The 26,094-nt window shown below is 65.1% G+C and carries 28 protein-coding genes, 1 tRNA gene and 1 riboswitch; of the genes, 8 read left to right on the top strand and 21 right to left on the bottom strand.

Annotated elements, in window-relative coordinates:
- Window position 1 precedes the first annotated feature (1 nt).
- On the top strand, window positions 2–730 hold the full coding sequence (locus tag NKI41_RS04800) for a hypothetical protein (RefSeq protein WP_352539593.1): 729 nt from the start codon (window positions 2–4) through the stop codon (window positions 728–730).
- Here NKI41_RS04800 and NKI41_RS04795 read toward each other — a convergent pair.
- From NKI41_RS04795 to NKI41_RS04780, 4 genes are all read right to left on the bottom strand, one after another.
- Complete coding sequence (locus NKI41_RS04795; RefSeq protein ID WP_023720771.1) at window positions 727–969, bottom strand: hypothetical protein; 243 nt, start codon at window positions 967–969, stop codon at window positions 727–729. The two genes, NKI41_RS04800 and NKI41_RS04795, sit on opposite strands and share 4 nt — an antisense overlap.
- Window positions 970–1,083: 114 nt before the next feature.
- Window positions 1,084–2,301, bottom strand: coding sequence for an ABC transporter permease (locus NKI41_RS04790; RefSeq protein WP_352681711.1), 1,218 nt, complete (start codon window positions 2,299–2,301; stop codon window positions 1,084–1,086).
- A gap of 2 nt (window positions 2,302–2,303) precedes the next feature.
- Complete coding sequence (locus NKI41_RS04785; protein ID WP_352681709.1) at window positions 2,304–3,014, bottom strand: ABC transporter ATP-binding protein; 711 nt, start codon at window positions 3,012–3,014, stop codon at window positions 2,304–2,306.
- A gap of 2 nt (window positions 3,015–3,016) precedes the next feature.
- Entirely contained in the window at window positions 3,017–4,309 is a 1,293-nt protein-coding gene (locus tag NKI41_RS04780) for an efflux RND transporter periplasmic adaptor subunit (protein WP_352681707.1), read from the bottom strand.
- Window positions 4,310–4,420: 111 nt separating this feature from the next.
- Between NKI41_RS04780 and NKI41_RS04775 the strand changes: the two genes are divergently transcribed.
- Together NKI41_RS04775 and NKI41_RS04770 are read left to right on the top strand one after the other, a co-directional pair.
- Entirely contained in the window at window positions 4,421–5,326 is a 906-nt protein-coding gene (locus tag NKI41_RS04775; RefSeq protein ID WP_352681705.1) for a PhzF family phenazine biosynthesis protein, read from the top strand.
- A 105-nt stretch (window positions 5,327–5,431) separates the two neighbouring features.
- Window positions 5,432–5,507 (top strand) — tRNA-Lys (locus NKI41_RS04770).
- Between the two features lie 101 nt (window positions 5,508–5,608).
- Here the strand turns inward: NKI41_RS04770 and NKI41_RS04765 are convergent.
- The 9 genes from NKI41_RS04765 to cbiE all read right to left on the bottom strand — a co-directional run bounded on the left by NKI41_RS04765 (window position 5,609) and on the right by cbiE (window position 12,662).
- Window positions 5,609–5,860 carry a hypothetical protein gene (locus NKI41_RS04765; protein ID WP_352681703.1) on the bottom strand — a complete coding sequence of 84 codons (252 nt, stop codon included), beginning with the start codon at window positions 5,858–5,860 and terminating at the stop codon, window positions 5,609–5,611.
- Between the two features lie 70 nt (window positions 5,861–5,930).
- Window positions 5,931–6,350: a hypothetical protein gene (locus NKI41_RS04760; RefSeq protein ID WP_352681701.1), complete on the bottom strand. Its 420-nt coding sequence runs from the start codon at window positions 6,348–6,350 to the stop codon at window positions 5,931–5,933.
- A gap of 26 nt (window positions 6,351–6,376) precedes the next feature.
- Window positions 6,377–7,387 carry a nicotinate-nucleotide--dimethylbenzimidazole phosphoribosyltransferase gene (cobT, locus tag NKI41_RS04755; RefSeq protein WP_352681699.1) on the bottom strand — a complete coding sequence of 337 codons (1,011 nt, stop codon included), beginning with the start codon at window positions 7,385–7,387 and terminating at the stop codon, window positions 6,377–6,379.
- A gap of 24 nt (window positions 7,388–7,411) precedes the next feature.
- On the bottom strand, window positions 7,412–8,173 hold the full coding sequence (gene cobS, locus NKI41_RS04750) for an adenosylcobinamide-GDP ribazoletransferase (RefSeq protein ID WP_352681697.1): 762 nt from the start codon (window positions 8,171–8,173) through the stop codon (window positions 7,412–7,414).
- A complete protein-coding gene (locus tag NKI41_RS04745) occupies window positions 8,170–9,483 on the bottom strand; it encodes a cobyrinic acid a,c-diamide synthase CobB (RefSeq protein WP_352681695.1) in 1,314 nt (437 codons plus the stop codon). Before NKI41_RS04745 ends, cobS begins: the two co-directional genes overlap by 4 nt.
- Window positions 9,480–10,286 carry a uroporphyrinogen-III C-methyltransferase gene (gene cobA, locus NKI41_RS04740; protein WP_352539602.1) on the bottom strand — a complete coding sequence of 269 codons (807 nt, stop codon included), beginning with the start codon at window positions 10,284–10,286 and terminating at the stop codon, window positions 9,480–9,482. The genes NKI41_RS04745 and cobA overlap by 4 nt, the downstream gene beginning before the upstream one ends.
- The gene (gene cobM, locus NKI41_RS04735) at window positions 10,283–11,047 is read right to left on the bottom strand and encodes a precorrin-4 C(11)-methyltransferase (protein WP_352539603.1); all 765 of its coding nucleotides are present in this window, start codon (window positions 11,045–11,047) and stop codon (window positions 10,283–10,285) included. Before cobM ends, cobA begins: the two co-directional genes overlap by 4 nt.
- The gene (locus tag NKI41_RS04730; protein WP_352539604.1) at window positions 11,044–11,424 is read right to left on the bottom strand and encodes a cobalamin biosynthesis protein; all 381 of its coding nucleotides are present in this window, start codon (window positions 11,422–11,424) and stop codon (window positions 11,044–11,046) included. The genes cobM and NKI41_RS04730 overlap by 4 nt, the downstream gene beginning before the upstream one ends.
- Window positions 11,421–12,662, bottom strand: coding sequence for a precorrin-6y C5,15-methyltransferase (decarboxylating) subunit CbiE (gene cbiE / locus NKI41_RS04725; protein ID WP_352681692.1), 1,242 nt, complete (start codon window positions 12,660–12,662; stop codon window positions 11,421–11,423). Before cbiE ends, NKI41_RS04730 begins: the two co-directional genes overlap by 4 nt.
- Here cbiE and NKI41_RS04720 point away from each other — a divergent pair.
- Entirely contained in the window at window positions 12,661–13,446 is a 786-nt protein-coding gene (locus NKI41_RS04720; RefSeq protein ID WP_352681690.1) for a cobalt-precorrin-6A reductase, read from the top strand. The two genes, cbiE and NKI41_RS04720, sit on opposite strands and share 2 nt — an antisense overlap.
- On the opposite strand, the gene NKI41_RS04715 is transcribed toward NKI41_RS04720, so the two are convergent.
- The 8 genes from NKI41_RS04715 to NKI41_RS04680 all read right to left on the bottom strand — a co-directional run bounded on the left by NKI41_RS04715 (window position 13,410) and on the right by NKI41_RS04680 (window position 23,656).
- On the bottom strand, window positions 13,410–14,174 hold the full coding sequence (locus tag NKI41_RS04715) for a precorrin-3B C(17)-methyltransferase (RefSeq protein ID WP_352681688.1): 765 nt from the start codon (window positions 14,172–14,174) through the stop codon (window positions 13,410–13,412). The genes NKI41_RS04720 and NKI41_RS04715 overlap by 37 nt on opposite strands.
- Window positions 14,171–14,929, bottom strand: a complete 759-nt coding sequence (locus tag NKI41_RS04710) for a precorrin-2 C(20)-methyltransferase (protein ID WP_352681686.1) — start codon at window positions 14,927–14,929, stop codon at window positions 14,171–14,173. Before NKI41_RS04710 ends, NKI41_RS04715 begins: the two co-directional genes overlap by 4 nt.
- Window positions 14,926–15,573 (bottom strand): precorrin-8X methylmutase, encoded by a 648-nt coding sequence (locus tag NKI41_RS04705; protein WP_502895661.1) that lies wholly within the window; start codon window positions 15,571–15,573, stop codon window positions 14,926–14,928. Before NKI41_RS04705 ends, NKI41_RS04710 begins: the two co-directional genes overlap by 4 nt.
- Entirely contained in the window at window positions 15,570–17,039 is a 1,470-nt protein-coding gene (gene cobG / locus NKI41_RS04700) for a precorrin-3B synthase (RefSeq protein WP_352681682.1), read from the bottom strand. The genes NKI41_RS04705 and cobG overlap by 4 nt, the downstream gene beginning before the upstream one ends.
- On the bottom strand, window positions 17,036–20,695 hold the full coding sequence (locus tag NKI41_RS04695) for a cobaltochelatase subunit CobN (protein ID WP_352681680.1): 3,660 nt from the start codon (window positions 20,693–20,695) through the stop codon (window positions 17,036–17,038). Before NKI41_RS04695 ends, cobG begins: the two co-directional genes overlap by 4 nt.
- Window positions 20,696–20,713: 18 nt before the next feature.
- Window positions 20,714–21,754, bottom strand: a complete 1,041-nt coding sequence (gene cobW, locus NKI41_RS04690; RefSeq protein ID WP_352539612.1) for a cobalamin biosynthesis protein CobW — start codon at window positions 21,752–21,754, stop codon at window positions 20,714–20,716.
- On the bottom strand, window positions 21,751–22,185 hold the full coding sequence (locus tag NKI41_RS04685) for a DUF1636 family protein (protein ID WP_352458247.1): 435 nt from the start codon (window positions 22,183–22,185) through the stop codon (window positions 21,751–21,753). The genes cobW and NKI41_RS04685 overlap by 4 nt, the downstream gene beginning before the upstream one ends.
- Before the next feature lie 38 nt (window positions 22,186–22,223).
- A riboswitch (cobalamin riboswitch) is annotated at window positions 22,224–22,427 on the bottom strand.
- Window positions 22,428–22,456: 29 nt separating this feature from the next.
- On the bottom strand, window positions 22,457–23,656 hold the full coding sequence (locus tag NKI41_RS04680) for a winged helix-turn-helix domain-containing protein (protein WP_352470229.1): 1,200 nt from the start codon (window positions 23,654–23,656) through the stop codon (window positions 22,457–22,459).
- Window positions 23,657–23,991: 335 nt separating this feature from the next.
- Here NKI41_RS04680 and NKI41_RS04675 point away from each other — a divergent pair, with 335 nt between their 5' ends.
- From NKI41_RS04675 to NKI41_RS04660, 4 genes are read left to right on the top strand one after another with little or no spacing between them, the layout of a single operon-like run.
- On the top strand, window positions 23,992–24,357 hold the full coding sequence (locus NKI41_RS04675; RefSeq protein WP_023798850.1) for an NADH-quinone oxidoreductase subunit A: 366 nt from the start codon (window positions 23,992–23,994) through the stop codon (window positions 24,355–24,357).
- Window positions 24,348–24,929 (top strand): NuoB/complex I 20 kDa subunit family protein, encoded by a 582-nt coding sequence (locus tag NKI41_RS04670; protein ID WP_023670824.1) that lies wholly within the window; start codon window positions 24,348–24,350, stop codon window positions 24,927–24,929. Before NKI41_RS04675 ends, NKI41_RS04670 begins: the two co-directional genes overlap by 10 nt.
- 5 nt (window positions 24,930–24,934) lie before the next feature.
- On the top strand, window positions 24,935–25,537 hold the full coding sequence (locus tag NKI41_RS04665) for an NADH-quinone oxidoreductase subunit C (RefSeq protein WP_352470230.1): 603 nt from the start codon (window positions 24,935–24,937) through the stop codon (window positions 25,535–25,537).
- On the top strand, window positions 25,534–26,091 hold the full coding sequence (locus NKI41_RS04660) for a DUF2059 domain-containing protein (protein WP_352470231.1): 558 nt from the start codon (window positions 25,534–25,536) through the stop codon (window positions 26,089–26,091). Before NKI41_RS04665 ends, NKI41_RS04660 begins: the two co-directional genes overlap by 4 nt.
- Window positions 26,092–26,094 lie beyond the last annotated feature (3 nt).

Raw genomic sequence — 26,094 nt, 5'->3', positions numbered from 1 at the left:
CGTGAGTTTCGATTTGCCGCGCAACGTCATCCTGCCGGTCGATGCCATCGACGTCAGGCTCGATTCCGGCCCGCATCCGTTCGAGCGCGATCATGCCGACGCGATCGCGGCGAACTGGCGGCGTGAGACCGCGGCCAAGCCGGCGCTTTTCGACGGCACCGTGGTGCTGCTTTCCGCTCTCAGCTATCGCGACAATCGCCTAGTCGGCCGTTGCCATGCGGTGCGTTATTCGACCTTCATGCTTTGGCGCAGCAATCGACAGGTGCCTGGCGCCGAACATGCCTACGCGCACGCCATGCTAGTCGCCGGCGACAACGCGTTGGTGGCGATCCGTATGGCACCGCATACGGTCAATGCCGGGCGCGTCTACTTCGCCGCCGGTTCGTTCGAGCCAACCGATTTCCGCGACGGCATTGTTGACGTCGACTTCAACATGATCCGCGAGGTACTGGAGGAAACCGGGCTCGATCTATCAGGTGCGACACGCGGCAGGCGCCATTACGCCCTGTCGACGGCAACCGGCACGGTGATCTTTCGCCGCTACCGCGAGACGGCCTCCGCCGACGACCTCGCACAGCGGATCAGTGCATTCGTCGCCGCCGAATCAGAGCCTGAAATCGAAGGCCCTGTAATCATCCGCAATGCCGCCGATCTGCCGGACGGGCTGATGCCGCATATGAGACCGCTGATCGAATGGCACTTTGCGAGCGAGCAAGGTTTCCAACTCTAACGCCGTAGCCTACCTTCAATAGCCTTGCGGTCGTTGCGGGCGGCAACAAAATACAACAGCACGCCGAGACCCAGGAGCGCCCCCATCGCTGTTCCCATCGTCTGCCCAATTACCTGCTGGAAGTCAGCGGTGACGCGATCGGGATTCTCCATCCCATAAAGGATCAAATTCCACCAAAGCCCTGCCAAGGCGGCTTCGACGATCACAATCGCCAGAGCCAGTCGCGCTTTCTTGCTCATCCATTGTTCCCCCCTTAGTCCCCAACAGCATTGTTATCATTGCAGAATGTGCTGCGACAAGGGCAGGTTGCATAAAAAATTGGCAGCGTCTGGAGGCGACACTTGCTGCAATGCCTATTCATGCCTCAGCGCGTCGATCGGGTTAAGCCGCGCGCCGCGCAGCGCCGGGAAGAAGCCGAACACCATGCCGATCAGCGCGGAAAAGCCGACAGCAAGCAGGATGACCGCCGGGCTTGGCGCAAACGGGATCGTCAGCGTCAGCGAGGCGAGGCCGGCAAGGGCCAGGCCGATCAGGATGCCGATGATGCCGCCAAGCAGCGACAGCACGGTTGCCTCGACCAGGAACTGGATGAGGATGTGCTTTTCGTGGGCGCCGATGGCGAGCCTGATGCCGATCTCGCGCGTGCGCTCGGTTACCGACACCAGCATGATGTTCATAATGCCGATGCCGCCGACGAGCAGGCTGACGCCGGCGACGGCACCGAGCATGCCAGTCATGGTGGTGGTCGCGCTGGCCATGGCATCGGCGATCTGGGTCATGTCGCGGATCGAGAAATCATCGTCGCGGTCGGGCGTGATGCGGCGTGTGTCGCGCAAGATGTCCTCGACTCGCTGCTGCAGCACCGTGGTTGGCGTACGGTCGTCGGCGGCGACATAGATCGAATCGATGTCGCGATTGCCGGCAATGCGACGCTGATAGGCGGCGAGCGGCATCAGCACGACATTGTCCTGGTCCTGGCCGAAACCGGTATAGCCCTTCGGTTCGAGCAAGCCGATGATCTTGCAGGAAGTGCGGTTGACGCGGATGATCTCGCCTTCAGGGTCGCCGGCGCCGAAGAACTGCTGGCGCACCGTCTCGCCGATGAGGCAGACGCCGGTCCCCGAGCGGGTTTCCGAATCGCTGAACGGACGGCCCGAAACCAGATTCCAGTCGCGGGCATCGAGATAGACGCTGTCGGTTCCGGTGACGCCCGAGGTCAGGCTTTCGGTGCCGAAAATGACGCGCACCTGCTTTTGCGACGCCGGCGAGATGGCACGCGCGCCGTCCAGATGCGCGACAAGCGCTGCGAGATCTTTGTCGCCCAGCGGTCGGATGACCTGATCGAGCCCTCCAGGTCCGCCAGGCCCGGCCGGACGGCCGGAACGGATGACGAGCAGATTGCTGCCGAGCTTGGAAATGTCGGATTTGACCTTCTCGGTGGTGCCCGAGCCGATGGTCAGCATGGCGATGACGGCGGCGACGCCGATGACGATGCCGAGCAGCGTCAGGAACGAGCGCAGCACGTTGCGGCGGATGGAGCGGAGCGAGAGGCGAACGGTTTCCCAGATCATGGCTAGGCCATCTCGAGATTGGCTGTGTCCAAGGCGACATGGCCATCGAGGAAACGGATCGTGCGCTGCGCATAGCCGGCAACATCGGCTTCGTGCGTGACCATGGCGATAGTCAGCCCGAGCTCGCTGTTCAGCTGCGTCAGGAGTTCCATGATCTCGTGCGTGCGTGCGGTGTCGAGATTGCCGGTCGGCTCGTCGGCAACGAGCAGCGTCGGCCTGGTGACGATGGCGCGGGCGATCGCCACGCGCTGCTGCTGGCCGCCGGACAGCTCGGCTGGCGTATGATGCTCGCGGCCGACAAGGCCGACCTCGGCAAGCGCCTGCATGGCAAGGCCGCGACGCTCGCGGGCACCAACGCCGCGGTAGATCAGCGGCAGTTCGACATTCTCCGCCGCCGTGGTGCGCGGCAAGAGGTTGTAGCCCTGGAAGACGAAGCCGACATAGAGGTTGCGCAGTACGGCGCGGCGATTGCGATCGAGACGGCCGGCGTCGATGCCTTCGAAGCTGTAGGTCCCAGCGGTCGGCGTGTCGAGGCAGCCAATGATGTTCATGGCCGTCGATTTGCCCGAACCGGACGGGCCCATAATGGCGATGAATTCGCCGCGCCTGATGGCGAGGTCGACGCCGGCCAGCGCATGCACCCGGGCTTCGCCCTGGCCATAGCTTTTCCAGACCTTGTCGAAGCCTATGAGGGTGGTCGCGCCCGATGCCACGATCAGCTCCGCTGCTGCGAGGCGGTAATGACTTGCGCGCCTTCCTCCAGGCCGGAGACGATCTCGGTCAGTTCTCCGTCTGTCGAGCCGACCCTGACGTTGACCGGATGCGGCCGCCCATTCTCCAGCACGTAGAGCGTGCGCGAGCCGTCGGTGGGCTTCGCCGCCGCCTGGTGCTGGCGGTTGCCGCCGGGGCGTCCCATGCGGCCGGTGAACAGGTCGGTGAGGCTCCAGCCGCGCTCCGCCGTCTGCGCCGGCCGGTAGCGGAAGGCGATCGATGGCACGGTGAGCACGTTCTTGGCCTGCTTGGTGACGACCGAGGCGGTGGCTGTCATGCCGGGCCGCAACAGAACCTCGCTATTGTCGACGTCGAGCCTTGCATCGTAGGTAACGACACCGTCGGTGGTGACCGAGGCATAGGAAATGTCGCGGATTTCGGCGTCGAATGGCCGTTCGGGGAACGCGTCGACGGTGAAGCGCGCATGCTGGCCGGGTTTGACGGCGCCGATATCGGCCTCGTCGACCGCAGCCTTCAATTCCATGTTCTTCAAATCCGCGGCGATGACGAACAGCACCGGCGCCTGCAGCGAGGAGGCGACCGTCTGGCCGGGGTCGACCGAGCGCGTCAGTATGATGCCGTCGATCGGAGCGTAGATGGTACTCTTGGCAAGATCCGTCTGTTGCGCCTTGAGATCGGCATTGGCCATGGCGAGGTTGGCTTTGGCGATATCAAGCGCCGCCTTCGAGCGGTCGCGGGTGGCGGTTGCCGCTTCGAGCGACTGGTCCGTCGCCATGCCGCGCTTGGTCAGTTGCGCCGCGCGCACCAGCGCCTTTTCGTTTTCGGCCAGGGTCACGGTGGCGTCCTCGACGCTCGCCGCCGCTGCCTTGGCGGAGGCCTGGGCGCGCTCGATCTGCACCTCCAGCTTTGCGGTGTCGAGCGCGGCCAGCACATCGCCCTTCTTCACCAGCTGGTTCTCGTTGACCGAAACCGAGCGGACGACGCCGGAGAGTTCGCTGGAAATATCGACCTGGGTGAGAGGCTGCAGCGCGCCGGTAGCCGAAACGGCGACGGTAAGGTCGGCCATGGCGGCCAGTGTCGTGGTATACTCGATCTTGGCGGGCGAGCCCGCATACCACTGGTAGCCGACGACACTCGCGGCGACGGCAAGCAGTGCGAACACTGCGTAACCCCAACCGCGACGGCGTTTTGTCTTCAGGCCCTGGTGGTCGAGCCCGAGCGCCGTCTCGATAGCGGAAGCGGATTCCGTCTTTGGCAGATTGACAATCTGGTCCACGCCGGACCCCTATGTTCAGTGATATCCCATCGGTGCACAAATCAGGCCTTATGGTTCAAAATTCAAATTAAATTTCGCTCATGTTTGGAATGAGGCAGAGGACTTACTGAGATGCAGCCGCGGAATTACTTGCTTTACGACGTATTCACCACCAACCGGCTGGCCGGCAATCCGCTGGCCGTGGTGCTCGACTGTGATGGGCTGGACGTTGCGACGATGCAGGCGGTGGCGCGCGAGTTCAACCTGTCCGAAACCGTCTTCGTGCTGCCGCCGGACAACCCGAAGCACCGGGCCCGCATCCGTATCTTCACGCCCGATTATGAAATGCCGTTCGCCGGCCACCCAACCGTCGGCTCGGCGATAGCGCTCGCCGAAATTGCGGGAGAGGCCGCCGGCATCTTCGTGCTCGAGGAGAATATTGGCCCGGTGCGCTGCGCTGTCAGCAAGCACGACGGTTCGACCTTTGCCGAGTTCGACCTGGCGAAACTGCCGGCGCAGCTGGCATTGTCGGCCGATCCCGAGGCGATCGGCGCGGCCCTTGGCCTTGGGCCGCACGAGATCGGCTTCGAGAACCACCGCGTTTCGTTCTGGTCGGCGGGCGTGCCCTACGTGACCATCCCCGTCGCCAATCTGGAGGCGGCCGCCCGGATCAGGCTGGACAACCAGGCCTGGTCGGAGCTCGCACCACGCAAGAGCGAATGGGCCTTCGCCAGCCCCTATGTCTATTGCCGCGAGACGGTGCATCACGACAGCGCCTTCCATGTCCGCATGATGGTGCCCGGCAATCCGTCCTACGAAGACCCGGCGACCGGCTCAGCGGCGGCCGCCTTCGCCGGCGCGATCATGCATTTCGACGGCCCGACGGACGGCGTTTCACAACTGTGGATCGAGCAGGGGCTGGAGATGGGCCGGCCTTCGCGCATTCGCCTCGAACTGAATGTCGAAGGCGGCAAACTGGCGGCCGCCCGCATCGGCGGCCATGCGGTGAAGGTGGCTGAAGGCAGGCTTTTTGTTTGACGGGCGCGGCACTTCGGCGATTTGTCGGGAAATGAATCCCGCGGGGCTGGACATGGCGGATATCGGCGGCTATATGCCCGCCAACGCCGGTTTTGCCGGCCGAGTGGGTGCGTAGCTCAGTTGGTAGAGCAGCTGACTCTTAATCAGCGGGTCCACAGTTCAATCCTGTGCGCACCCACCAAAAATCTCCAGGATTTGGTGGAAGGACCTTAACGAGCTGGGAACGCGAGACGGCGTTTTGCAGGTTTGCACGTATCAGCCAGCTGCGGTCGGCTCGCCCGACTATTGGATGGTGGGCCTCAGATAGGTCAGGATTGCTCGCGTTATGGCTATCACGCCGTCGACGGCATCGAAGTTTGTTTTGCTCTTGCCTGCGATCCATTCGAGTTCAGGATGCCTGGGCAGTCGAAGTGCATTGAATAGCGCCTCGCCCGAGAGACCGCCCAGTCCAAAGGATGTAGGTTCATCGTCTGCGTAGTAAGGAAAGTGAAAATCCAGCCGGATAGGCCCACCATATCCAAGCTTAAAGGTCATTATGACTGTAACATCGTGACCAAATCTGTTCTCAAAAATTCCGCAGAACCTAAGGTCCTTGGCATCATAGCTATGCCACTGCGTCGATAATCCCAAAGAATCCCCAAGCCCTGAGGGTATGCGCTTTCAGTTCTTTGCGATTGGGGAATTTTGCCTCTTCAGGATCGAAGGGAAGGGGTGGATCGATGTAGTCTGTCTCGGTTCGCCAATCTTCCGCGGCGCTGCGAAGATCTTCAAAAATCTGAACGATGCTCGGGTCTGTCTGCTCGCCAGAAAAGATTGAGATTCGCCATTGAGAAATCATCTCGCATAGCTCTTCGACCGTATGGCCCGATCGCTCTGCCCAATCCTCGGTGGCGAGTATCCACGGCGAATTGTATTTCAGCCCGGCAAAAGCGCCGCTCTTGCTGTCGAAATCTCTGATGATCCGAGCAAGAATATCGCGAAGCCCCTGTTTGGGGTCTCCGAAGATCTGTGAGCGTTTGTTCATCAAAGCGATCCGCGCTTGGCTCCACCTTACTTCTCCGAGACCCCAGCCTCTTCAAAGCTTGCCATGCGCGTATGGCATTCTAGGGCTGAACGAACAATGTTGACTGCGAGGCAGGCGCCGGAGCCTTCGCCGAGCCGCATGCCGAGGTCGAGCAAGGGCGGCAGGCCGAGTGCCTCCAGCAGCCGGCGATGGCCGGATTCAGCAGAGACGTGAGCGGCCAGTGTGTGAGCGAGGCCGGCAGAGTGCAATCTCGCCAAGGGTGCGGCGGCGGCGGTGCAGACGAAGCCGTCGAGCAGCACCGGGACGCCTAGGTGGCGCGCAGCCAGCGTCGCACCAAGGATCGCCGCGAGCTCGCGGCCGCCGAGGGCTGCCGCTACTTTCAGGGGGTCGGCTAGCGCCGGGGCGTGGCGCTTCAGGCCGGCCTCAATGGCGACGATCTTGCGCACGAGGCCGGCGTCGTCGACGCCGGTGCCACGCCCTGTCCATCGCTCCGCGCCGCCGCCGAACAGCGCGGTCGAGATGGCCGCCGCCGGCGTGGTGTTGCCGATGCCCATTTCGCCGAAGCAGACGAGGTCGAGTTCCTTGCTGATCGCGTCGTAGCCCGCGGAGACGGCGGCGAGGAAGGCCTCGTCGTCCATCGCCGGCTCTTGCGTGAAGTCGCCGGTCGGGCGGTCGAGGTCGAGCGGGATGACGTCGAGTTCGGCGCCGGCAATGCGGGCAAGCTGGTTGATGGCAGCACCCCCACCGGCGAAATTCGCCACCATCTGCACGGTGACCTCCGACGGGAAGGCCGACACGCCTTGCGCGGTGACGCCGTGGTTGCCGGCAAAGACGAAAACCTTGACGCGGTCGAGCTTTGGCATGTCGTGGCCCTGCCAGCGCGCCAGCCAGGCGGCTACTGTCTCCAGCCGGCCGAGGCTGCCTTGCGGCTTGGTCAGCGTGTCCTGGCGCCGGGCGACGGCATTTGCGGCGGCATCGCTGCCAGTGGGCAGGTCGAGGCAGGCGGCGCGCAGTTCATCGAGCGATTTGAAAGGCATGGGGGCAAAATCTCCGAAACAGAGTCAGGAAAGGGAAACGGAAGCGACGAGCAGGATTGCGATCTCGCCCAGCTGCTGAAGGGCGCCGACGGTGTCGCCGGTCTGGCCGCCGACCTGGTTCAGGCAAAGCGCGCGGAAGGCGGCGAATAACAGACCGAGCAGGATGATCGCGAAAACGGCAGCGCCGAACCCAAGCGCCAGCAGCGCGATCGCACCGAGTACGGTACCGATACCGGCGGTTTCGGCCGTGACTGCGCCTGCATCAATCGAGAGGCCGTCGCTGCGGGCCGGTGGCAGCAGGTGCATGAAGGCGGAGGGCAGGCCGCGCGACGCGGCATGCGCGGCAATGAGGGCCCAGAAGACATGAGCCGGGCCGGCGAATCCAGAGAGCACGCTCCAGCGGATCAGCAGCGAGACAGCAAGTGCACAAGCGCCGTAGGCACCGATGCGGCTGTCGCGCATGATCTCCAGCTTTTTGTCGCGTGTCTTGCCGCCGCCAAATCCGTCGGCGACATCCGAAAGCCCGTCCTCATGCAGGCAGCCGGTAGCGAGCAAGATCGCGGCAAGGGCCAACGCTGCAGCAGGGCCAGCGGCGAGGCCGAGCCTCGTGCCGCCGGCGTAGACCAGCGCACCGACCAGAGCGACGGCGAGACCGGCAACGGGTGCAGCCCAGATCGCAGCGGCAAGGCTGCGGCCACGGAAGTCGGCTCTCGGCAGCGGCAGCCGGGTAAAGAAGACGAGGCAAAGCGCGATATCATCGAGAATTTGCTGTTGCGAGGCCTTCATCCGCCCCTCGCAATGGCATGGAAGAACGTGCCGCTGACATTGCCGCGCCGGTAGCCCGAGGCGCCGAGCGGATTTCCTTGACCGTCGGCGAGGTCGGCCAGCGGCTCGTCATTGCCGGTCGCAATCATCTGCGCGTAGTGGAATTCATGGCCGCGGATCAGCGTGCCTTGGCCGCCGAGCGGACAGCCGGAGCGCAGCCGCGCCTCGCGGTAGCCGAGATTCATCTTGCGCTTGGCGAAGCTGGTCGAATGACCGAGGAGGCCAAGCATCCGATGCGTCTCGCCCGACGCGTCCTCGAGCGCTTCGCCCAACACCATGAAGCCGCCGCACTCGCCGTGCACCGGCCGCGTGGCGGCGAACCTCGCCATGCCCGCCCTGAAATTCGCGGCGGCGGCGAGGCGGCCGGCGTGAAGCTCGGGATAGCCGCCGGGCAGCCAGCAGACATCGCAATCGTCGCCAGGCGCCTCATCGGTGAGCGGCGAGAACGGAACGATCTCGGCGCCGGCCTTGCGCCAATGCATGGCGACATGCGGATAGAGGAAGGTGAAGGCGGCGTCCTCGGCGAGTGCAATGCGCTGGCCGGGGGGAGGCAGCGCATCGCCGAAATTGCCCGGCGCGGGCGTGAATGGCGCCGCCAGCGCCATGATGGCCTCGAGGTCGAGCGAGCGCTCGACCATGTCGGCCAGCCGGTCGAGATGCGCCATCAGATTCTCATATTCGCCGGCCTGGACGAGGCCGAGATGGCGCTCGGGCAGGTTGAGCGAGGGATCGCGCAGGATAGCGCCGACGACAGGCAGGCCGAGTGCCTCGATGGCATCGCCGCATAGCCGGCGGTGGCGCTCGCTGCCCAGCCGGTTGAGCACGACCCCGGCCATGCGCACATCGGGGTCATAAATAGCAAAGCCCTTGGCGACGGCCGCCGCCGTGGTCGACTGTCCGGAGACGTCGAGCACCAGCAGCACCGGCAGGCCATAGAGCCGGGCGAGATCGGCGGCCGAGCCGGAACGGCCCGGAGCAGCAGGGATCCCGTCGAACAGGCCCATGGCGCTTTCGAGGAAGATGAAGTCGGCGTCCTCGGTCGCTTCGCCGGCCAGTGCGTTGAGCAGGGCGGGCGGCATTGCCCAACTGTCGAGATTGATGCCGGACAACCCGGTGGCGGCGGTGTGGAAGCCGGGATCGATATAGTCCGGGCCGGATTTGGCGCCGCGCACTTTCAGGCCGCGCCGGGCAAGTGCGCGCAAAATGCCGATGGTGACGCTGGTCTTGCCCGAGCCCGAGCGCGGCGCGCCGATGATGATGGCGCGGGTCATGGCTCACCCGCCAGTGCCGCGCGCATCCCGACGATCCCGCCGACGACGATCAGCGCCGGCGAGGTCAAGCCGGCTGCGGCCGTTTCCTCGGCAATCGTCGCGAGCGTGGCGACGACGATACGCTCCTGCGGCGTCGTCGCGGCAACGATGGCCGCGGCGGGCGTCGAAGATGGCAGGCCGCCCTCGAGCAGCGAAGCGGCGATCAGCGGCAGGTTGGCCATACCCATATAGATGACCACCGGCTGGCCGGTGCGAGCGATTGCCGCCCAGTCGAGATCATCATCGGTGCCGGCGGCATGGCCGGTCGCCAGGATCAGCGCCTTGTTGATGCCGCGCATGGTGCCGGGAATGCCGGTCGCGGCCAGCGCGCTGAGGCCGGACGTCAGGCCAGGCAGGATGCGGAACGGGATAGTTTCCCCGGCCAGCGCCAGCGCCTCTTCGCCGCCACGCCCGAAAATATAGGGGTCGCCGCCCTTCAGCCTGACGACGCGCCGGCCCGCGCGCGCCAGCCGGACCAGCAGAGCGGTTATGTCGTCCTGCTTCATCGACGGCTTGCCGCCGCGTTTGCCGGCATAGAACAGTTCCGCGCCCTCGGCGACGGCGACGACCGCGGGCGAGACCAGCGCGTCATAAACCAGCGCGTCGCACTGTCCGAGGGCGGCCAGCACTTCCAGCGTCAGGCAGCCGGGATCGCCAGGGCCGGCACCGGCTAGCCAGACGTGACCGGGCTCCAGCTGGCGCGGCTTGAAGTTCAGCCGGGTGAGCGCCTGCTCGACCGTAGTGTTTCTATTGCTGCCGCTCACAATCCGTCCCGTCCGCGAAAGCGCCGCTGGTAATGCGCGTCATACAGTGAACTTTCGCCAAAGCCTTCGGCCGCCAGCGAGCGGCCGACGAAGATGATTGCCGTGCGTTCCATCGGATCGGCGGCCAATTGCGCCTCGATGGTGGCCAGCGTGCCGGTCAGCACGCGCTCGTCCGGCCAGGAGGCACGGAAGACGACCGCGACCGGGCAGTCGGCGCCGCAATGCGGCGTCAGCTCGGCGACGACGCGGTCGATGGCGTGGATGGCAAGGTGGATGGCCAGCGTGGCGCCGGTGCGGCCGAAGCCGGCCAGCGTTTCGCCGGGCGGCATTTTCGAGGCGCGGCCGGAGATTCGGGTCAACACCAGGCTTTGCGCGACTTCTGGAATGGTCAGCTCGCGGCGCAGCGCTGCCGCCGCAGCGGCGAATGACGGCACGCCCGGCGTCAGCGTGTAGGGAATGCCGTGCTTTTCCAACCGGCGGATCTGCTCGGCAACGGCGCTCCACACCGAAAGATCGCCGGAATGCAGGCGGGCGACATCATTGCCGGCCGCGTGGGCGGCCAGATATTCGGCCTCGATCTCGTCGAGCGACATCGGCGCGGTGTCGATCAACCTCGTTCCGGGCGCGCAGTGCTGCAACAGCTCGGGCGCGACGATCGATCCGGCATAGAGGCAGACGGGACAACTGCCGAGCAGGCGGCTGCCGCGCAAGGTGATGAGGTCGGCAGCACCCGGGCCGGCACCGATGAAGTGAACGGTCATGCCGCCTCTCCGCTGATGGCGATGGCGCAAGTGACAGCACCGAGCACGGTGCGCGGCCCGAGCAGTTTTGCGCCTTTGCCGGCGGCGGCAAGCGCCGAGGCTTCGGAAACTGACGGCGTGCCGGCATGCTCCTGCGATAGGTCGGAACGGCTGGTCGTAGATGCGGCTTTGAGTTCGTCCTGCCCGACAACGATCACCGGAAGGCGGAGTTCGCGTCCGGCGTCGAAGATTGCCGCCTCATCCTGCTTGAGAGACGCGGTCGCGAGGGCCGAAAGCGCGGGCAGGGCAAGCCCGTGCGCCTCCAGCGCGGTTTCTACCGCGGCAAGCACGTCCGTTGCGCTGACGCCTTTGCGGCTGCCGATGCCCGCGACCATCATGGCTTGACCCAACTCCATTGAGTGACCGGCATAGCCGGCCGCCAGGCCTGCATCGAACCAACCGGCGAAGTACGGGATACAGCGATGCGGGCGAGCTGGCCGCCGTGCGCGGCGTGACGGGAAAGCAGCAGCGCCTCCATCTCCAGGGTCACCGCATTGGCGACGAGGCGGCCGCCGGCAGGCAAGGCATCGATGGCTCCTTCCAGCACGCCGGCATCGCTGCCGCCGCCGCCGATGAAGATCGCCGCGGGCGTCTCCAGCCCGGCAAGAGCTTGCGGTGCCGAACCTTCGACGACGGTGAGACTGGGAACGCCGCAAGCCGCGGCGTTGCGTCGGATGCGCGCGGCGCGGGTCGGATCAGCCTCAACGGCAATGGCGCGCATGGAGGGATGCCCCAGCATCCATTCGATGCCAATGGAGCCCGATCCAGCGCCGATGTCCCACAGCAGTTCGCCGCGTCTTGGCGCGAGAGCGGACAGGGTGATGGCGCGCACTTCGCGTTTGGTGATCTGGCCGTCATGCTCGAACAAATGATCGGCAAGTCCCGGTGTCAGCGGCAGGATGCGTGCTTGCGAAGTCGATTCAACTTCGATCGCGAGCACGTTGAGCGGGTTGATCTTTTCGAGGTCGAAAGTGCCGGCGCTCGCCGAGCGCAGGCTTTCGTTCGGCCCACCCAGCGCCTCCAGCACCATCAACCGCGAAGCGCCGAAGCCAAGTTCGGTCATGAGACGGGCAATCGCTCCCGGTGCATCGCTGTCCGAGGTCAGCGCGAGAATGCGGGTGCAAGGATGCAGCAACGGCCGGATCAGGTCGAGCGAGCGGCCATGCAGCGAAATGGTCTCGACGTCCTGCAGCGCCCAGCCCAGGCGTGAGGCGGCCAGCGAAAAGGCCGAGGGCGCGGGGATCACCCGCATACCCTCTGCCGCGACCTTGCGGGCGAGGGTGACGCCGACACCGTGGTAGAGGGGATCGCCGGAGGCCAGCACGCAGACGCGTCTGCCGGAGAGCGCCAGCACGTCGCGCATCTCGGCATCGAAAGGTGTCGGCCAGGCGCGCGCTTCACCTTTGGCGAGCGACGCGACGAGGGCAAGGTGGCGCTTGCCGCCGAAGACGAATTCGGCCTCCGCGATCAACCGCTTGGCCTCGTCGCCGAGACCCGCTACACCGTCCTCGCCGATGCCGATGATCGTGAGCCACTTTGAGGTGAGCTTGGCGCCGCGCGGAGCTTCAGCAGGCATGACGACCCACCGCATTCTGATCCTCGGCGGAACCACGGAAGCCCGGCAAATGGCCGGAAAGCTGGCCGCGCGCGCGGATATTTCGGTCATGCTGTCGCTGGCCGGCCGCACCGAAAACCCGGCCGCGCAGGGGGTGCCGGTGCGGGTCGGCGGCTTCGGCGGTGCCGGCGGGCTGGCGGCGTATCTCCGCCAGAACAAGATCGACCTGCTGATCGACGCCACGCATCCCTATGCGGCGCGAATCTCTGCCAATGCGGCGGAAGCAGCGCGCATGACCGGCGTGCCTATCGTTGCGCTCAGGCGTCCCGGATGGGAGGCGGTCGAAGGTGATCGCTGGATGTTGGTCGACACCGTTGCCAGCGCGGTGACGGCTCTGGGATCGGTGCCGCGCCGCGTGTTCCTGGCGCTCGGGCGACAGGAGGTCGCTGCCTTCAAGGCCGCTCCCCAGCATCATTATCTCATCCGCAGTGTCGACCCGGTCGAGCCCAGGCTCGCTGTGCCCGATGCGACCTATCTCTTGGCGCGCGGGCCGTTTCGGGAAGTCGACGAACATGCACTGCTTCTGCAACACCACATCGAAGTCGTTGTTTCCAAAAACAGCGGCGGCGAGGCGACCTACGGCAAGATCGCGGCGGCGCGAGCGCTGGGAATCGAGGTGGTGATGATCCGCAGGCCGGCGCTGCCGGACGTCACGTCGGCTGAGACCGTCGAATCTCTTGGCGAGATGGTCGATCATGTTCTGGTCGGTCATGTTCTTGGGCCCGTTGCCGAACGCGGCGTGTAGACCAGCGCGGCCTTGTCACCCCGCTTGATGATCCTGGTTTCCGGCGAGCCGATGATGATGCAGGTCGACATGTCGGCCTTCGCGGCATCGGCGTCGGCCAGCAGAAAAACCTCGATGCGCTCGTCGGGGCGGCCGGCGGCACGGCCGAAGATCACCGGCGTGGTGCCGGGCAGGATCGCAGCAAGGCATTCGAAGGCGCGGCCTAGCTGCCATGGGCGCGCCTTGCTGATCGGGTTGTAGAGCGCGATTACGAAGCCAGCGCCGGCTGCCGCCAGCAGGCGTAGCTCGATCAGATCCCACGGCTTCAGATTGTCGGACAGGGAGATGGCGCAGAAATCATGGCCGAGCGGCGCGCCGATGCGGGCGGCGACGGCGAGCATGGCGGTGATGCCGGGCACGATGGCGATGTCGACCGCGCGCCATTCGGGTGGGCCCGCCTCCATCGCCTCGCAGACGGCCGCGGCCATGGCGAAGACGCCGGGATCGCCGCCCGACACGACGGCGACATCGTGGCCTTCCACAGCCTTCAGCAGCGCGTCCCTGGAGCGCGCGAGTTCCTCGCGATTGTCGGAAGCGACGCGAATCTGGTCGGGACGCAGATCGAGCCGGTCGAGATAGGGTTTATAGCCATAGAAGAATTTTGCCTCGGCAACGGCACGGCTTGCCTCCGGCGTCACCTGGTCGGCGTTGCCGGGCCCGAGGCCGATGACAGTGAGGCGGCCGCTCATGCTTCGGCTTTCAATGCGCTTGGCCGGCCCGACCAGCCGGCCACCAGCACGATGGCGAAATAAGGCGCCTGGTCGTCCTTTTTATCGACCAGCCGCATCGAGACGCCGCCCGGCATGGTGCCGCGCTCGACATAGATGGCCCGCGCCAGCTTGTCGGTTGCCTCCAGCGCGCGCCTGATCTTGGGCAGGTTGCGGCCGACCTTCATGATCACCGCAGCGTCGGTGTCGGCGAGGCGACGCGTCAGCTCGAATTCGCTCATGGTGCCCGGCAGCACCGTCAGCACGTCGTCGCCCTGGACGATAGGCAGGCCGGTCGCCGACCAGCAGCCGGACATGGCGGTGACGCCGGGAATGACTTCGCTCGGAAAGCGGTGCGCCAGCCGGACATGAAGATGCATGTAGGAGCCGTAGAAAAGCGGATCGCCTTCCGAAAGCACCGCGACCATCCTGCCGGCGCTGAGGTGCTCGGCGACCTTTTCGGCCGACTGCTCGTAGAAATCCGTTATCTGCGACCGGTAATCGCTGTGGTCCTTGTCGATCTCGGTCGTCACCGGATAGAGCAGCGGCAGTTCGATCAGATCAGGGCGAAAATGCGCGCCGACAATGGCGCGCGCGTTGCTGTTGTTGCCGCGCTTAGCGAAATGCGCGACGACATCGGCCTCGGCCAGCGCGCGCACTGCCTTCAGCGTCAAGAGTTCCGGGTCGCCGGGTCCGGTGCCGACGCCGACAAGCCTGCCTTTTGCAATCGTATTCATAGGCCCGGCCTCGCCAATGCATTGAGTGCGGCGGCGGTCATGGCGCTGCCGCCCAGCCGGCCGCGCACGATGGCGTAAGGCACGCCATAGGAATTTTCGGCCAGCGCATCCTTCGATTCGGCGGCACCGACAAACCCGACCGGCATGCCGATGATCGCCGCCGGCTTCGGCGCGCCGTCGCGCAGCTTTTCCAGCAGATAGAAAAGGGCTGTCGGCGCATTGCCGATGGCGACGACCGAACCGGCCATGCGCTCGCCCCACAGGTCGATCGCCGCGGCCGAGCGGGTGTTGCCGATCTTTCTCGCGATGTCGGCTGTCCGTGGATCGCGCAGCGTACAGATCACCTCGTTGCCGGCCGGAAGCCGGGCGCGCGTGACGCCATGCGAGACCATCTGCGCGTCGCAGAAGATCGGCGCGCCGGCCCCCAACGCCGTGCGCGCGGCGGCGACGAAATCGCTCGAGAAAACGAAGTGTCGCGCAGCGTCGACCTGGCCGCAGGCGTGGATCATGCGGATAGCGATTTCGGCCTCGGCTTCGGAAAAGCGCGACAGGTCGGCCTCGGCGCGGATAATGGCGAAGGAGCGCTCGTAGATCGCCGTGCCGTCATGGATGTAGTCGTAGGCGTTCTGGGCGGGCATGCTCATTCCTGTCGATAGATTTCGGTGATGCCGGCCGCGCCGAGCCTCGCCAGGCAGGCGGCAGCGGTTTCGCCGGGATGTCGTGCGCTGCGGATCGCCGCTGCAACGCGGCCGATGCCGTGCGCGGCGTCGTAGCCCGGCCTGTATCCGGCGGGCAATGCCTTTGCCGTCCCGTCCACGACAAGTCCGGCTCCGTTTTCGCCGCCGACCAGGGTCAGCGGCGCCGGACCGGGATGGGCGCAACCCTTAGCGCAGCCTGAGATGTGCAGCGTTAAGGAGGAATCGAGGATGTCGCGGTTTTCTGTAGCGATGATCTCGGCGATGTCGCGGGTGGCGATGCGGCCGGAGGCGCAGGCGGGTGCGCCGGGGCAGGCGGCGATCCTGGTGCGCGCGTCGGCTGCGTCGGTGACAAAGCCGAGGGCTGCGGCGGTCTTCTGGAGGGAAAGACATGCGGCTGGGGAGAGGCCAAGCAAAAGCAGCGCGCGACCCGGCGCCAGGCGGATTTCGGTGGTACCGAGGGTGAGGGCGTGTTGGGTGAGATCGATAAGTTTTTGCGCTGGTATGCTGCCGAACGGCAGGCCGATGCCGAGGGAGGTACTGCCGGCTGCCAGATCGAAAACTCCGATGGGCCGGCGATCCTTCGCGCCCCCCTCTGTCCTGCCGGACATCTCCCCCTCCAGGGGGGAGATTGCGCCTTCGTCTCCGATTTCGCCAATCGCCGAAGGTGCTGGGGGGAAGCCGCCGGCGAAGCTGCCGATCTCCCCCCTTGTGGGGGAGATGTCCGGCAGGACAGAGGGGGGCGCGACGGATCGCCAACTTGCGAGAGATCTCAGCTGCCTCGCCGTCAAATCCCGCGCATGGGCATCGCGGCCCTTTTCGGCAACCATCCTGAGAATGGCGACGGCGATGTCACAAGCCGCATCTTCCTCGGACATCGCCAGCGGCGTGGCACCCTGCGCATCTCCGGCGAGCGATACCCGCCACTTAATTCCGTCGGCGGCCCGCACCCCGACCAGCCTGACATCGGCCGTAACCGCATCCATCGTCAGTTGCCCGCGGCCGTCAACAATCACCGACACCTTCGGGCCAAGGCGTTGCGTAACACCGGCGTCCTCAATTGCCGCCCGAATCCGCTGCGCCATTGGGCGCGGGTCGGCTATCTCCTCCTGGTCGAGCCCGGCCAGCGGGCCGGTCTCGACCGGCACGCCGGTGCGCACCGCGATGCCGAGCACATCGACCTCCATCGCCAGCAGCCGCGCGCTTGCCGGCGTCAGGCCGCGGATCTGCAGGCTGCCGCGGGCGGTCACTTCCATGATACCGTTGCCATGGCGCAAGGCGGATTCGCAGAGTCCGATCAACGATTTCGGCAACAGTCCTCCAGCGACCGGATTGAGCCGCACCAGCAGCCCGTCGCCGGTCTGCATCGGCGCGGACAAGGCAGGGCAGGCGCCACGGCGCGAGAAAGCGTTCATGCCGCCACTCCCAGAGCTTGCGCTTCGGCAATCAGTGCGGTGAGATCGTCATCGATCGAATTGCGCAGCGGATGCCAGAGCCCGCGCCGCCGTGCCGACAGCAAACGCTCGGCAATCACCTTTGCCGCCGCCGGGTTCTCGCGCAGGATGAAGGCGCGCACCACGGGGTCGCCAAGATAGGCGTCGTGCATCGCCTCGATCAGCGTGCCCGATATGGCATGGGTAGTCTCGGCAAAGCCGACCAGCCGGTCGACCGTCTCGGCGAATTCCGAGGCGCCGCGCGGGCCATGACGCATCTGGCCGGCGATGAAGCGCGGGTTGACCGCGCGTGCCCGCACGACGCGCGACACGGCCTCCCTGATCGAGCGCGGCTTCGGTCTTTGCGGGTCCGTGGTGTCGAGCACGATCACGTCGGCGTTCTTGCCGAGCGCGGCAAGCGCTGCCGAAAAGCCGCCGATGAAGGCGACGTCGGCCGAGCCTTCGAGGATGTCGCGGCCGGGGTCGTCGCCGGTATGAACCAGAAGGTCGGCCTCGGCGAGGCGGCCCTCAAAAGCGCCGGGCGCCGAAATGCCTTCGCCCTCGGAGCCGCCATAGGCGTGCGAGGTGGCGGCGAGATACGTGCGGCCGATCTCTTCGCGCGCGGCCCAGTCGCCGCTCGACAACAAGTCCTCGATGCCCGCGCCGTAAGTGCCCGGCGAGGTGCCGAAAATGCGCGGGCTGATCTTGCCGTCGATGCGGGTCCTAGCGGCGAGCGGGTTTTCCGAATCGTCCTCGTCGCGGGTCGCCACCGCGTTGGCCGCGGCGTCGATCAGCGCGATCTGGGTCGGGAACATGTCGCGGAACAGGCCCGATATGCGCCAGGTGACATCGATGCGCGGACGGCCGAGTGTTGCCGGCGGCAGCACGTCTATGCCGGTAATGCGGCCGGTGGCGGAATCCCATTGCGGCCGGCAGCCCATCAGCGCCAGTCCTTGCGCGATCTCCTCACCGCCGGTGCGCAGCGAGGCCGAGCCCCACAGGTCGATGACCAGCGAGCGCGGCCAGTCGCCATGCGATTGCATGTAGCTGCGGACCACTTCTTCCGCTGCCATCTTGCCCAGATCATAGGCGGTCGGCGTCGGCATGGTACGCGGGTCGGCGGTAAACAAATTACGGCCGGTCGGCAGCACATCGCTCCGGCCACGCGCCGGCGCACCGGCCGGACCGGCAGCGACGTGGCGGCCGTCGAGGGCGGCAAGCAGCGCGGTTTTTTCAGCTGCCGCGCTTTGCCGCCACAACGGATCAGCCTCGCCTTCCGGCGAGCGGCCGTAAATGTGCAGGCCGTCCTTGATGGCGAAATCCTTGAGATCGCAGAGCCAGGCGTCGATGCGGCGCAAAGCCTCGTCGGCCGCATCGGTCCTCGCGACGCCTGCCTCTGAGGCGAGGCCGGTCTTTTCCGCCGTCTCGACGATCAGCTTCGCCAGGCGGTCGCGGCGGCGGCGGTCGAGCCCGTCGGCCTGGGCATATTCGTCAACCAGTCGTTCAAGCCTGTGCTGGTTTTCGTCCAGCCCGGCGCCGGTCAGCGGCGGCGGCAGATGGCCGAGCGTGACGGCGGCAATGCGCCGCTTGGCCTGCGCTGCCTCTCCCGGGTTGGAGACGATGAAGGGATAGATGACGGGCAGGGGACCGGTGACTATCTCGGGAAAGCAGTTTTCGCTGAGCGCCACGGTCTTGCCGGGCAGCCACTCCAGCGTGCCATGGGCGCCGACATGGACAATTGCATGGATGCCGAGCGACTTGCGCAGCCAGAGCCCAAAGGCGACCAGCGCATGGCGCGGCGGCAGCGTCGGGTCGTGATAGTCGGCGCGGCGGTCGGCTGAGCGCCCGCGGTCAGGGGCGAGTGCCACGGTGACGTTGCCGAAGATGGCTGTGCGGAAGGCGAATTGTTTTTCGCTGACCAGCAGCGAAGGTTGGCGTTCTGTCGCGCCCCCCTCTGTCCTGCCGGACATCTCCCCCTCAAGGGGGGAGATTGCGCTGTTGTCTCTACTTTCGCCAATTACCGAGGGCCTTAAGGGAGAGCCGGTGGCGGAACTGCCAATCTCCCCCCTTGAGGGGGAGATGTCCGGCAGGACAGAGGGGGGTGCCTCGCACAAACCTGTCTCATCTTCTGGATTTCCCCATGCGGCTTCCACCGCAGCGATGGCCGACGGCGGCAATTCCGTCGAGAAGGTCAAATACTCCTTCAATGCCAGCCCATGGCCGCCCTTTTCCAGCGTCTCCAGCAACTCGCGCGGCGTTTGCGGAATGCTTTCAACGGCGTAGCCCTGTTCGCTGAGGTCGTGCAGCATTGCCAGGACGCTGGACGGCACGTCGAGACCAACCGCGTAGCCGGTGCGACCGGGGGCGCTCGGATAGTCGGGGATCAGGATGGCGAGCTTGCGCTCCGCACGCGGCGTCCGCTGCAGGCGCACGAAGGCCTCGACACGGTTCGCCACTTGCGCCACGCGGTCGGGCTCAGGCCGGTTGGCGAAGGCGCGGAAGGCCAGCGCCGGGTCGGTTTCGCTTTCGCCCTTGAATGAAATGGCGCCGGCCAGGATGCGGCCGTCGAGCTCGGGCAGGACGACATGCATGGCAAGGTCGGCGGGCGCCAGGCCGCGCTGATTGGTTTGCCAGATGTCGCGGCGGGTGGTTGCGACGATGACCTGGAACACGGGCACGCCGGCGCGGTCGAACAGGGTTTCAACGCCGGGCTCGGCACCCGAGGCGAAAGCTGTGGCGGTGATGATGGCGGCAGGCTTCAGGGTTGCGAGCGCGGTTGCGACAAAGGCGAGCGACGCCGGGTCCTTGAGGCTGGAGACGAACATAGGCACGGGAGCCATGCCGCGGTGGCGCAGGGCTTCGAAAAGCGCGTCGATGGGCGCGACATCGGCCGCGAGCAGCATCGAACGGTAGAAGAGAATTGGCACGACGTCCCCCTCCCCCTCGAGGGGACCCGCAGGGCCGGGTGGGGTCGTCACGGCAGTGCTCGACGTTTTGTGCAGGCGCGCTTCGGAGAGGACCCCACCCCCGGCCTGCGGCCGGGCCCTCCCCTCGAGGGGGAGGGGGACACCGCGTTCTACGACCCCCAGTCCCGGCTCGTAAAATCCCGCCTTTGGCACGCTAACAGGTTCGGCTACCGCCGCACCCGATCCAGCGAGACTTGCCAGCCTCTGCACCAGCGCCGTCATATTTGCCGGCCCGCCCTCGCGGAAGTAGCCAAGCAGGGCGTCCAACTCCTCGCGCGGCAGCGTCGAGCCTTCGATCAGCCGCAAATCCTCGTCGTGGCTCTCGCCCGGCAGCAGCGCCAGCTTGATACCGCGATTTCGCGCGATAGCGGCGAGCTGGTCGCAGCCATAGCGCCACCAGTCATAGCCGCCGAGGATGCGGACCAGAATGACCTTGGCGTGGCGGGCGACGCTGTCGATCCACAGGTCGACGGACATCGGATGGCGCAGGTCGCGCAAGGCGGCGAGCCGCATCGACGGCAGGCGGTGCGCATCTGCCTTCCACGCCGCCGCCAGCCCGGCCAGGTCGCTGTCGGTGAAGGACAGCGCCACGACATCCGCAGGCGTTTGCCTGAGATCGACAGGCTCGGCGAGATCGTCGAGCGAGGCGGATGTGGTGGTGAGGATGTGCATCGCGGCTCGTACCTGGGGTCAGCCGGCGAGGATACGCTCGATGGCCGGGCGGTTCAGCCCTTTCAGGCCGATGACGACGAGGCGCGAGCGGCGGTCGTCTTCAGCGGTCCAGGCGCGGTCGTAATAGTGGTTGACGCGCGGACCGACGGCCTGCAGCAGGAGCCGCATCGGCTTGCCGCCGACTTCGACGAAACCCTTGACGCGCAACACGTTTTCTTCCTCCGCCGCCGTGGCGACGCGTTGTGCGAGCTCGTTCGGGTTGGACACAGATGCGATGTCGATGACGAACGAGTCAAAATCGTCATGTTCGTGGTCGAGCTCGTCGTCGTGGTGGGTCTTGCGGTTCTCGATGTCGTCCTCGACGGCGAGGCCGAGGCCGAGCAGCACCGAAGGGTCGACCTTGCCTTGCGAAGTCGGTACGATCTTCACCGCCCGCGCAACGTGCTTGCCGATGACGGCATTGGCACGGGCCGAGCCGGCTGCGTCCATCAGGTCGCTCTTCGACAGGATGATCAGGTCGGCGCAGGCGAGCTGGTCTTCGAACACTTCCTCGACCGGATCGTCATGGTCGAGCGTCTCGTCCTGCGCCCGCTGCGCCTGCAGGGCGTCCATGTCGTTGGCTACGCGGCCATCAGCCAGCGCCGGTCCGTCGACCACGGCAATGACGCCGTCCACCGTCACGCGGCTTTTCACCGACGGCCACTGGAAGGCCTGGACCAGCGGCTTGGGCAAAGCGAGGCCGGATGTCTCGATCAGGATGTGGTCGACCCTCGGCGTCAGCGACAGGATCTGGTCCAGCGCCGGGACGAAATCATCGGCGACGGTGCAGCAGATGCAACCATTGGCCAGCTCGACGATGTTTTCCTCGGGGCAGGTGTCGATGCCGCAGCCCTTCAGGATCTCGCCGTCGATGCCGATGTCGCCGAACTCGTTGACGATGATGGCCAGGCGCTTGCCTTTGGCGTTTTCGAGCAAATGGCGGATCAACGTCGTCTTGCCGGCGCCGAGAAAGCCGGTGACCACGGTGCAGGGAACGCGCGAAAGGGAGGCAGCGGTCATGTCAGGTCCTTCAAAAGGTCAAGGGGAGGGATGCGGGCAACCAGGCCGCGCTTCAGGCAATCGGGACGGCCGCGCCATGGAATGAGCCCATCCGTCGAGGTGGCGAACAGCTTTGCCCCGGTGACGAGATCGGCGCCGCTGGTCGTGGTCAGATCACCGAAGACGTAACTCCAGCAGCCGTCGCGCAGCATGGCCGCGCTGAGCCGGCGCTTGCAATTGCCGAGGCATTCGACGGTGCGGATTTTGATGTTTTCGCTGGAAGCAGCGCGGCGCGTGTCCTCTGCGAGCAGTTCGCCAGCGCGCGGATGAGCGTCCGAACCGGTCTCGTCACGGCAGGACGAGCAGACGATGACGGTAACGCCGGCCGGGGAATCACCATGGCCGGACAATAAATCCGCTGTCTCAGCCGGAAAACTGCTGTCGCGTTCCAAATCAGGCTCCTTGCCCGGAAAACCCGCCAGGCGATCGGATTCTTAGGTCCTAGACGGCAGGTCTCCTGGCTCGCGGGTCATCGCCTGGGTGCCGCCTTCCCGGGAATATCCCAGTGGTTTTCGGCCTTGGCTCGTCGCTTACAGTTGCGGGGACAGCCGCGGATTTGAAATCGAGATTTCGCACCGCATTCCCTCTTGGCCCCTGCCGTTGCGGGCAGGGGACCGTCTGGAACGGATTTAGGCTTGTGGAGGCAGTTGTGTCAACGCACGTCTATGGCGCGGCGATATCCGCGAGCGGCCGGCCCAAATCGCCGGCAGCGGTCACCTCGATGCGTTCCAGGCCGAGCCAGCCCTGCATCTGCTTCAATTCCTTGAAGAGTTCGGCAGCGGTTTGTGGCGGGGCGCCGGGCTCCGCATAGGCGGCATGGACGCGCAATACGCCGGCCGGACGGTCGGCCCTGAGGTCAACGCGCCCGACGATGCTGTCGCCGAGCAGGAATGGCAGCACATAATAGCCATACCGCCGCTTTTCGGCCGGCGTGTAGATCTCGATGCGGTAGTGGAAGTCGAACAACCGCTCGGTGCGCGATCGTTCGAAGACGACAGGATCGAACGGCGCGAGCAAGGCGCGCGCCTCGATCCTGCGCGGCAAACGGGCGTCCTTGTGGAGATAGGCTGTTTTGTTCCAGCCGTCGACGCTCACCGGCAACAGCTCGCCGGCCTCGACCAGCTCCTCGATGCGGCCCTTGATGTCGGCGGGCGAGAGGCGGAAATAGTCGCGCAGGTCGCCTGCCGTGGCGATGCCGTGGGCACGGGCCGAGATGCGCAGCAATTCGCGGTGAGCGTCTTCGGGGGAGGGCGTTGGCAGACTCAGTATTGTTGGCGGCAGCACGCGCTCCGGCAGATCGTAGAACCGTTCGAAGCCGCGGCGATGCGCCGTGGTGATGCGGCCGGCCCAGAACAGCCATTCGAAGGCGTGCTTGGCATGGCTCCAGCCCCACCAGCCACCCGAACCCTTCTGCCCTTCGAAAGCCGACGCCGCGATCGGGCCTCGTTCGGCGACCTCGCGATAGATGTCTTCGATATAGGCGGCGTGCTCGCGGCCCCATTTGGCCAGTCCGCTGTACATTTCGTCGCCGCACTCGGCCCGCTGCATGCGCCAGCGCATCAGCGGATAGGTCTCGACCGGCAAGAAGGAGGCTTCGTGCGCCCAATATTCGAAGACCATGCGCTTGCGCGTTACGGCGGCGTCGTCGAGCAGCGCCAGCTTGTAGGGGCCAAGCCGCGAATAGAGCGGCATATAGTGGGCGCGCACCACGGCGCTGACGGAATCGATCTGCAGCAGGCCGGTACGGGCAAGCACGCGGGCCAGATGCCGGCGGTCAGGCGTGCCGGTGGGGCGCGGGTCATTGAATCCCTGTGCCGCGAGCGCAATGCGGCGGGCCATGGCAAGCGAGATTTTTTCCTTCATGAAGGCGGCATCCGGACGATTTTGAACAGAGAAAATGACTTGCGATTCCGTGCCATGCTAGCAGGGTTTTGGCGGCATCCATGTCAGGAGAGAAAAGTGGAGTAAAAAGTGAAGGAAATCAAACAGGAGCGGATCGGACCAGTTTTCCCGGATATGCCGTCCAGCACCGCGATTTGAACAAGGTTTGACTTGCTTCGCCGAAAGCGCTGCGCTAACCCTCGCCGCGTTGCAGCATAGAGCCCCCTTAAAACGGTTCAGTGGTTAAACTGTCACGCTTCCGCAAGTGGGTCCGGTGCTGTAATCAGAGTGGATTGGCCGCAACGGAAAGCTGCAGAATGAACGCATTGTTGAGTTCGTACCTGCCCATCGTCCTGTTCATCGGCGTGGCGCTGGTCGTCGGACTGGCGCTGCTCGCCGCACCCTTCCTGGTGGCCTATCGCAACCCCGATCCGGAAAAGCTTTCCGCCTACGAGTGCGGCTTCAACTCGTTCGACGACGCCCGCATGAAGTTCGATATCCGCTTCTACCTGGTGTCGATCCTGTTCATCATCTTCGATCTGGAGGTGGCCTTCCTGTTTCCGTGGGCGGTGTCGTTCAGCCAGATCGGCATGCTCGGTTTCTGGTCGATGATGGTGTTTTTGGCGGTGTTGACCATCGGCTTTGCCTATGAATGGAAAAAAGGAGCGCTGGAATGGGATTGAACGACAGTTCCGGTACGCTCGTCGCGCCGAAGCCCAAGGGCCTCATCGACCCCAACACCGGCAGGCCGGTCGGGTCCGACGATCCATTCTTCCTGGAGATCAACAACGAGCTCGCCGACAAGGGCTTTCTCGTCACCTCGACCGAGGCGCTGATCACCTGGGCGCGCAGCGGCTCGCTGATGTTCATGACGTTTGGCCTCGCCTGCTGCGCCGTCGAGATGATCCATACGTCGATGCCGCGCTATGACTCGGAGAGGTTCGGTGTCGCGCCGCGCGCGTCCCCGCGCCAGTCCGACATCATGATCGTCGCCGGCACGCTGACCAACAAGATGGCGCCGGCGCTGCGCAAGGTCTACGATCAGATGCCGGAGCCGCGCTACGTCATCTCGATGGGCTCTTGCGCCAATGGCGGCGGCTATTATCATTATTCCTATTCGGTGGTGCGCGGCTGCGACCGCATCGTGCCGGTCGACATCTACGTGCCCGGCTGTCCGCCGAGCGCCGAAGCGCTGCTCTACGGCATCCTTCTGCTGCAGAAGAAGATCCGCCGCACCGGCACGATCGAGCGGTGAGCGGCATGACCCAGGCGTTGAATGACCTCTCGACCTATCTCGGCGAGAAGCTGATCGGCCGGATCGGCGCGGCGGTGCTCGCCTATGGCGAACTCACTATCTCGGTCGAGCCGCGCGACCTGATCGAGGTGGTGACCTTCCTGCGCGACGACCCGAAATGCCAGTTCATTTCGATCATCGACGTTTGCGGCGCCGATTATCCGTCACGGGCAAAGCGCTTCGACGTCGTCTATCACCTGCTGTCGCCGAAGCAGAATATCCGCATCCGGCTCAAGGTCCAGGCCGACGAAGAGACGCTCGTGCCGTCGATCACCGGGATATATCCCGGCGCCGACTGGTTCGAGCGCGAGACCTACGATCTCTACGGCGTGCTGTTTTCGGGCCATCCCGATCTGCGGCGGATCCTGACCGACTACGGCTTTGAAGGCCATCCGCTGCGCAAGGACTTTCCGCTGACCGGCTTCGTCGAGGTGCGTTACGACGACGAAGCCAAGCGCGTCATCTACGAGCCGGTGGAGCTCAAGCAGGAATTCCGCAATTTCGATTTTCTGTCTCCGTGGGAAGGTACGGATTACGTGCTTCCAGGCGACGAAAAGGCGAAACAATGATAAAAATATCACGGCATTGGCTTCCGATCGTGATCGTATCGTTTTTCGCGCTGTTGGCCGGTGACTTGACGGGTCGAGCGGATAGCATTCCTGACGGCAATTTTGAGTCTAAGCTGCAAAAATATGATCCCAAAGCGGTCAGCGCTGCCTTGCGCTATGTTCGAAATTTCAACATGAACGCAAATTTCAAAGCGATGGCGCCCGCCTTGCGGCAGCAAACGATAGCTGAATTGAAAGGAGCCAATCCCTCGATTTCAGACAGCGATGCGGGTGAGTTTGCTGATGACTTCATCAAGCGAGCATTGCTGGATAACTCGGAGACTCTAGAGCATCTGACGGCGTTGATGCTGCTGGAAGCCTTCGATCCCGATGAAGTGGAGGCGATGGATGACTTTTACGCGTCGCCGATGGGGTCGCGTATTTTGGCAAAGACGCCGGCCTATATGGCCAAACTGCCGTATCTGGCCGAGTACTTCCAAAAAACCATCGTCCCTGAGGCACTCCGGCAGACACAAGCTGCCCTGAAGGCACAGGGTAAGGACATCAAAATCTGATTT

It is taken from the genome of Mesorhizobium sp. M0601 (assembly GCF_040320845.1).
Classification (GTDB): Bacteria; Pseudomonadota; Alphaproteobacteria; order Rhizobiales; family Rhizobiaceae; genus Mesorhizobium.
The sequence above is the reverse complement of the archived record's forward strand: the minus strand, read 5'-3'. Positions and strand labels throughout refer to the sequence as shown.

Coding starts and splice junctions, on each gene's coding strand:
- NKI41_RS04795 (WP_023720771.1), bottom strand. CDS start 969: ATGAGCAAGAAAGCGCGACTGGCTCTGGCGATTGTGATCGTCGAAGCC.
- NKI41_RS04790 (WP_352681711.1), bottom strand. CDS start 2,301: ATGATCTGGGAAACCGTTCGCCTCTCGCTCCGCTCCATCCGCCGCAAC.
- NKI41_RS04775 (WP_352681705.1), top strand. CDS start 4,421: ATGCAGCCGCGGAATTACTTGCTTTACGACGTATTCACCACCAACCGG.
- NKI41_RS04765 (WP_352681703.1), bottom strand. CDS start 5,860: ATGACCTTTAAGCTTGGATATGGTGGGCCTATCCGGCTGGATTTTCAC.
- NKI41_RS04760 (WP_352681701.1), bottom strand. CDS start 6,350: ATGAACAAACGCTCACAGATCTTCGGAGACCCCAAACAGGGGCTTCGC.
- cobT (WP_352681699.1), bottom strand. CDS start 7,387: ATGCCTTTCAAATCGCTCGATGAACTGCGCGCCGCCTGCCTCGACCTG.
- cobS (WP_352681697.1), bottom strand. CDS start 8,173: ATGAAGGCCTCGCAACAGCAAATTCTCGATGATATCGCGCTTTGCCTC.
- NKI41_RS04745 (WP_352681695.1), bottom strand. CDS start 9,483: ATGACCCGCGCCATCATCATCGGCGCGCCGCGCTCGGGCTCGGGCAAG.
- cobM (WP_352539603.1), bottom strand. CDS start 11,047: ATGACCGTTCACTTCATCGGTGCCGGCCCGGGTGCTGCCGACCTCATC.
- NKI41_RS04730 (WP_352539604.1), bottom strand. CDS start 11,424: ATGATGGTCGCGGGCATCGGCAGCCGCAAAGGCGTCAGCGCAACGGAC.
- NKI41_RS04720 (WP_352681690.1), top strand. CDS start 12,661: ATGACGACCCACCGCATTCTGATCCTCGGCGGAACCACGGAAGCCCGG.
- cbiE (WP_352681692.1), bottom strand. CDS start 12,662: ATGCCTGCTGAAGCTCCGCGCGGCGCCAAGCTCACCTCAAAGTGGCTC.
- NKI41_RS04715 (WP_352681688.1), bottom strand. CDS start 14,174: ATGAGCGGCCGCCTCACTGTCATCGGCCTCGGGCCCGGCAACGCCGAC.
- NKI41_RS04710 (WP_352681686.1), bottom strand. CDS start 14,929: ATGAATACGATTGCAAAAGGCAGGCTTGTCGGCGTCGGCACCGGACCC.
- NKI41_RS04705 (WP_502895661.1), bottom strand. CDS start 15,573: ATGAGCATGCCCGCCCAGAACGCCTACGACTACATCCATGACGGCACG.
- cobG (WP_352681682.1), bottom strand. CDS start 17,039: ATGAACGCTTTCTCGCGCCGTGGCGCCTGCCCTGCCTTGTCCGCGCCG.
- NKI41_RS04695 (WP_352681680.1), bottom strand. CDS start 20,695: ATGCACATCCTCACCACCACATCCGCCTCGCTCGACGATCTCGCCGAG.
- cobW (WP_352539612.1), bottom strand. CDS start 21,754: ATGACCGCTGCCTCCCTTTCGCGCGTTCCCTGCACCGTGGTCACCGGC.
- NKI41_RS04680 (WP_352470229.1), bottom strand. CDS start 23,656: ATGAAGGAAAAAATCTCGCTTGCCATGGCCCGCCGCATTGCGCTCGCG.
- NKI41_RS04675 (WP_023798850.1), top strand. CDS start 23,992: ATGAACGCATTGTTGAGTTCGTACCTGCCCATCGTCCTGTTCATCGGC.
- NKI41_RS04670 (WP_023670824.1), top strand. CDS start 24,348: ATGGGATTGAACGACAGTTCCGGTACGCTCGTCGCGCCGAAGCCCAAG.
- NKI41_RS04665 (WP_352470230.1), top strand. CDS start 24,935: ATGACCCAGGCGTTGAATGACCTCTCGACCTATCTCGGCGAGAAGCTG.
- NKI41_RS04660 (WP_352470231.1), top strand. CDS start 25,534: ATGATAAAAATATCACGGCATTGGCTTCCGATCGTGATCGTATCGTTT.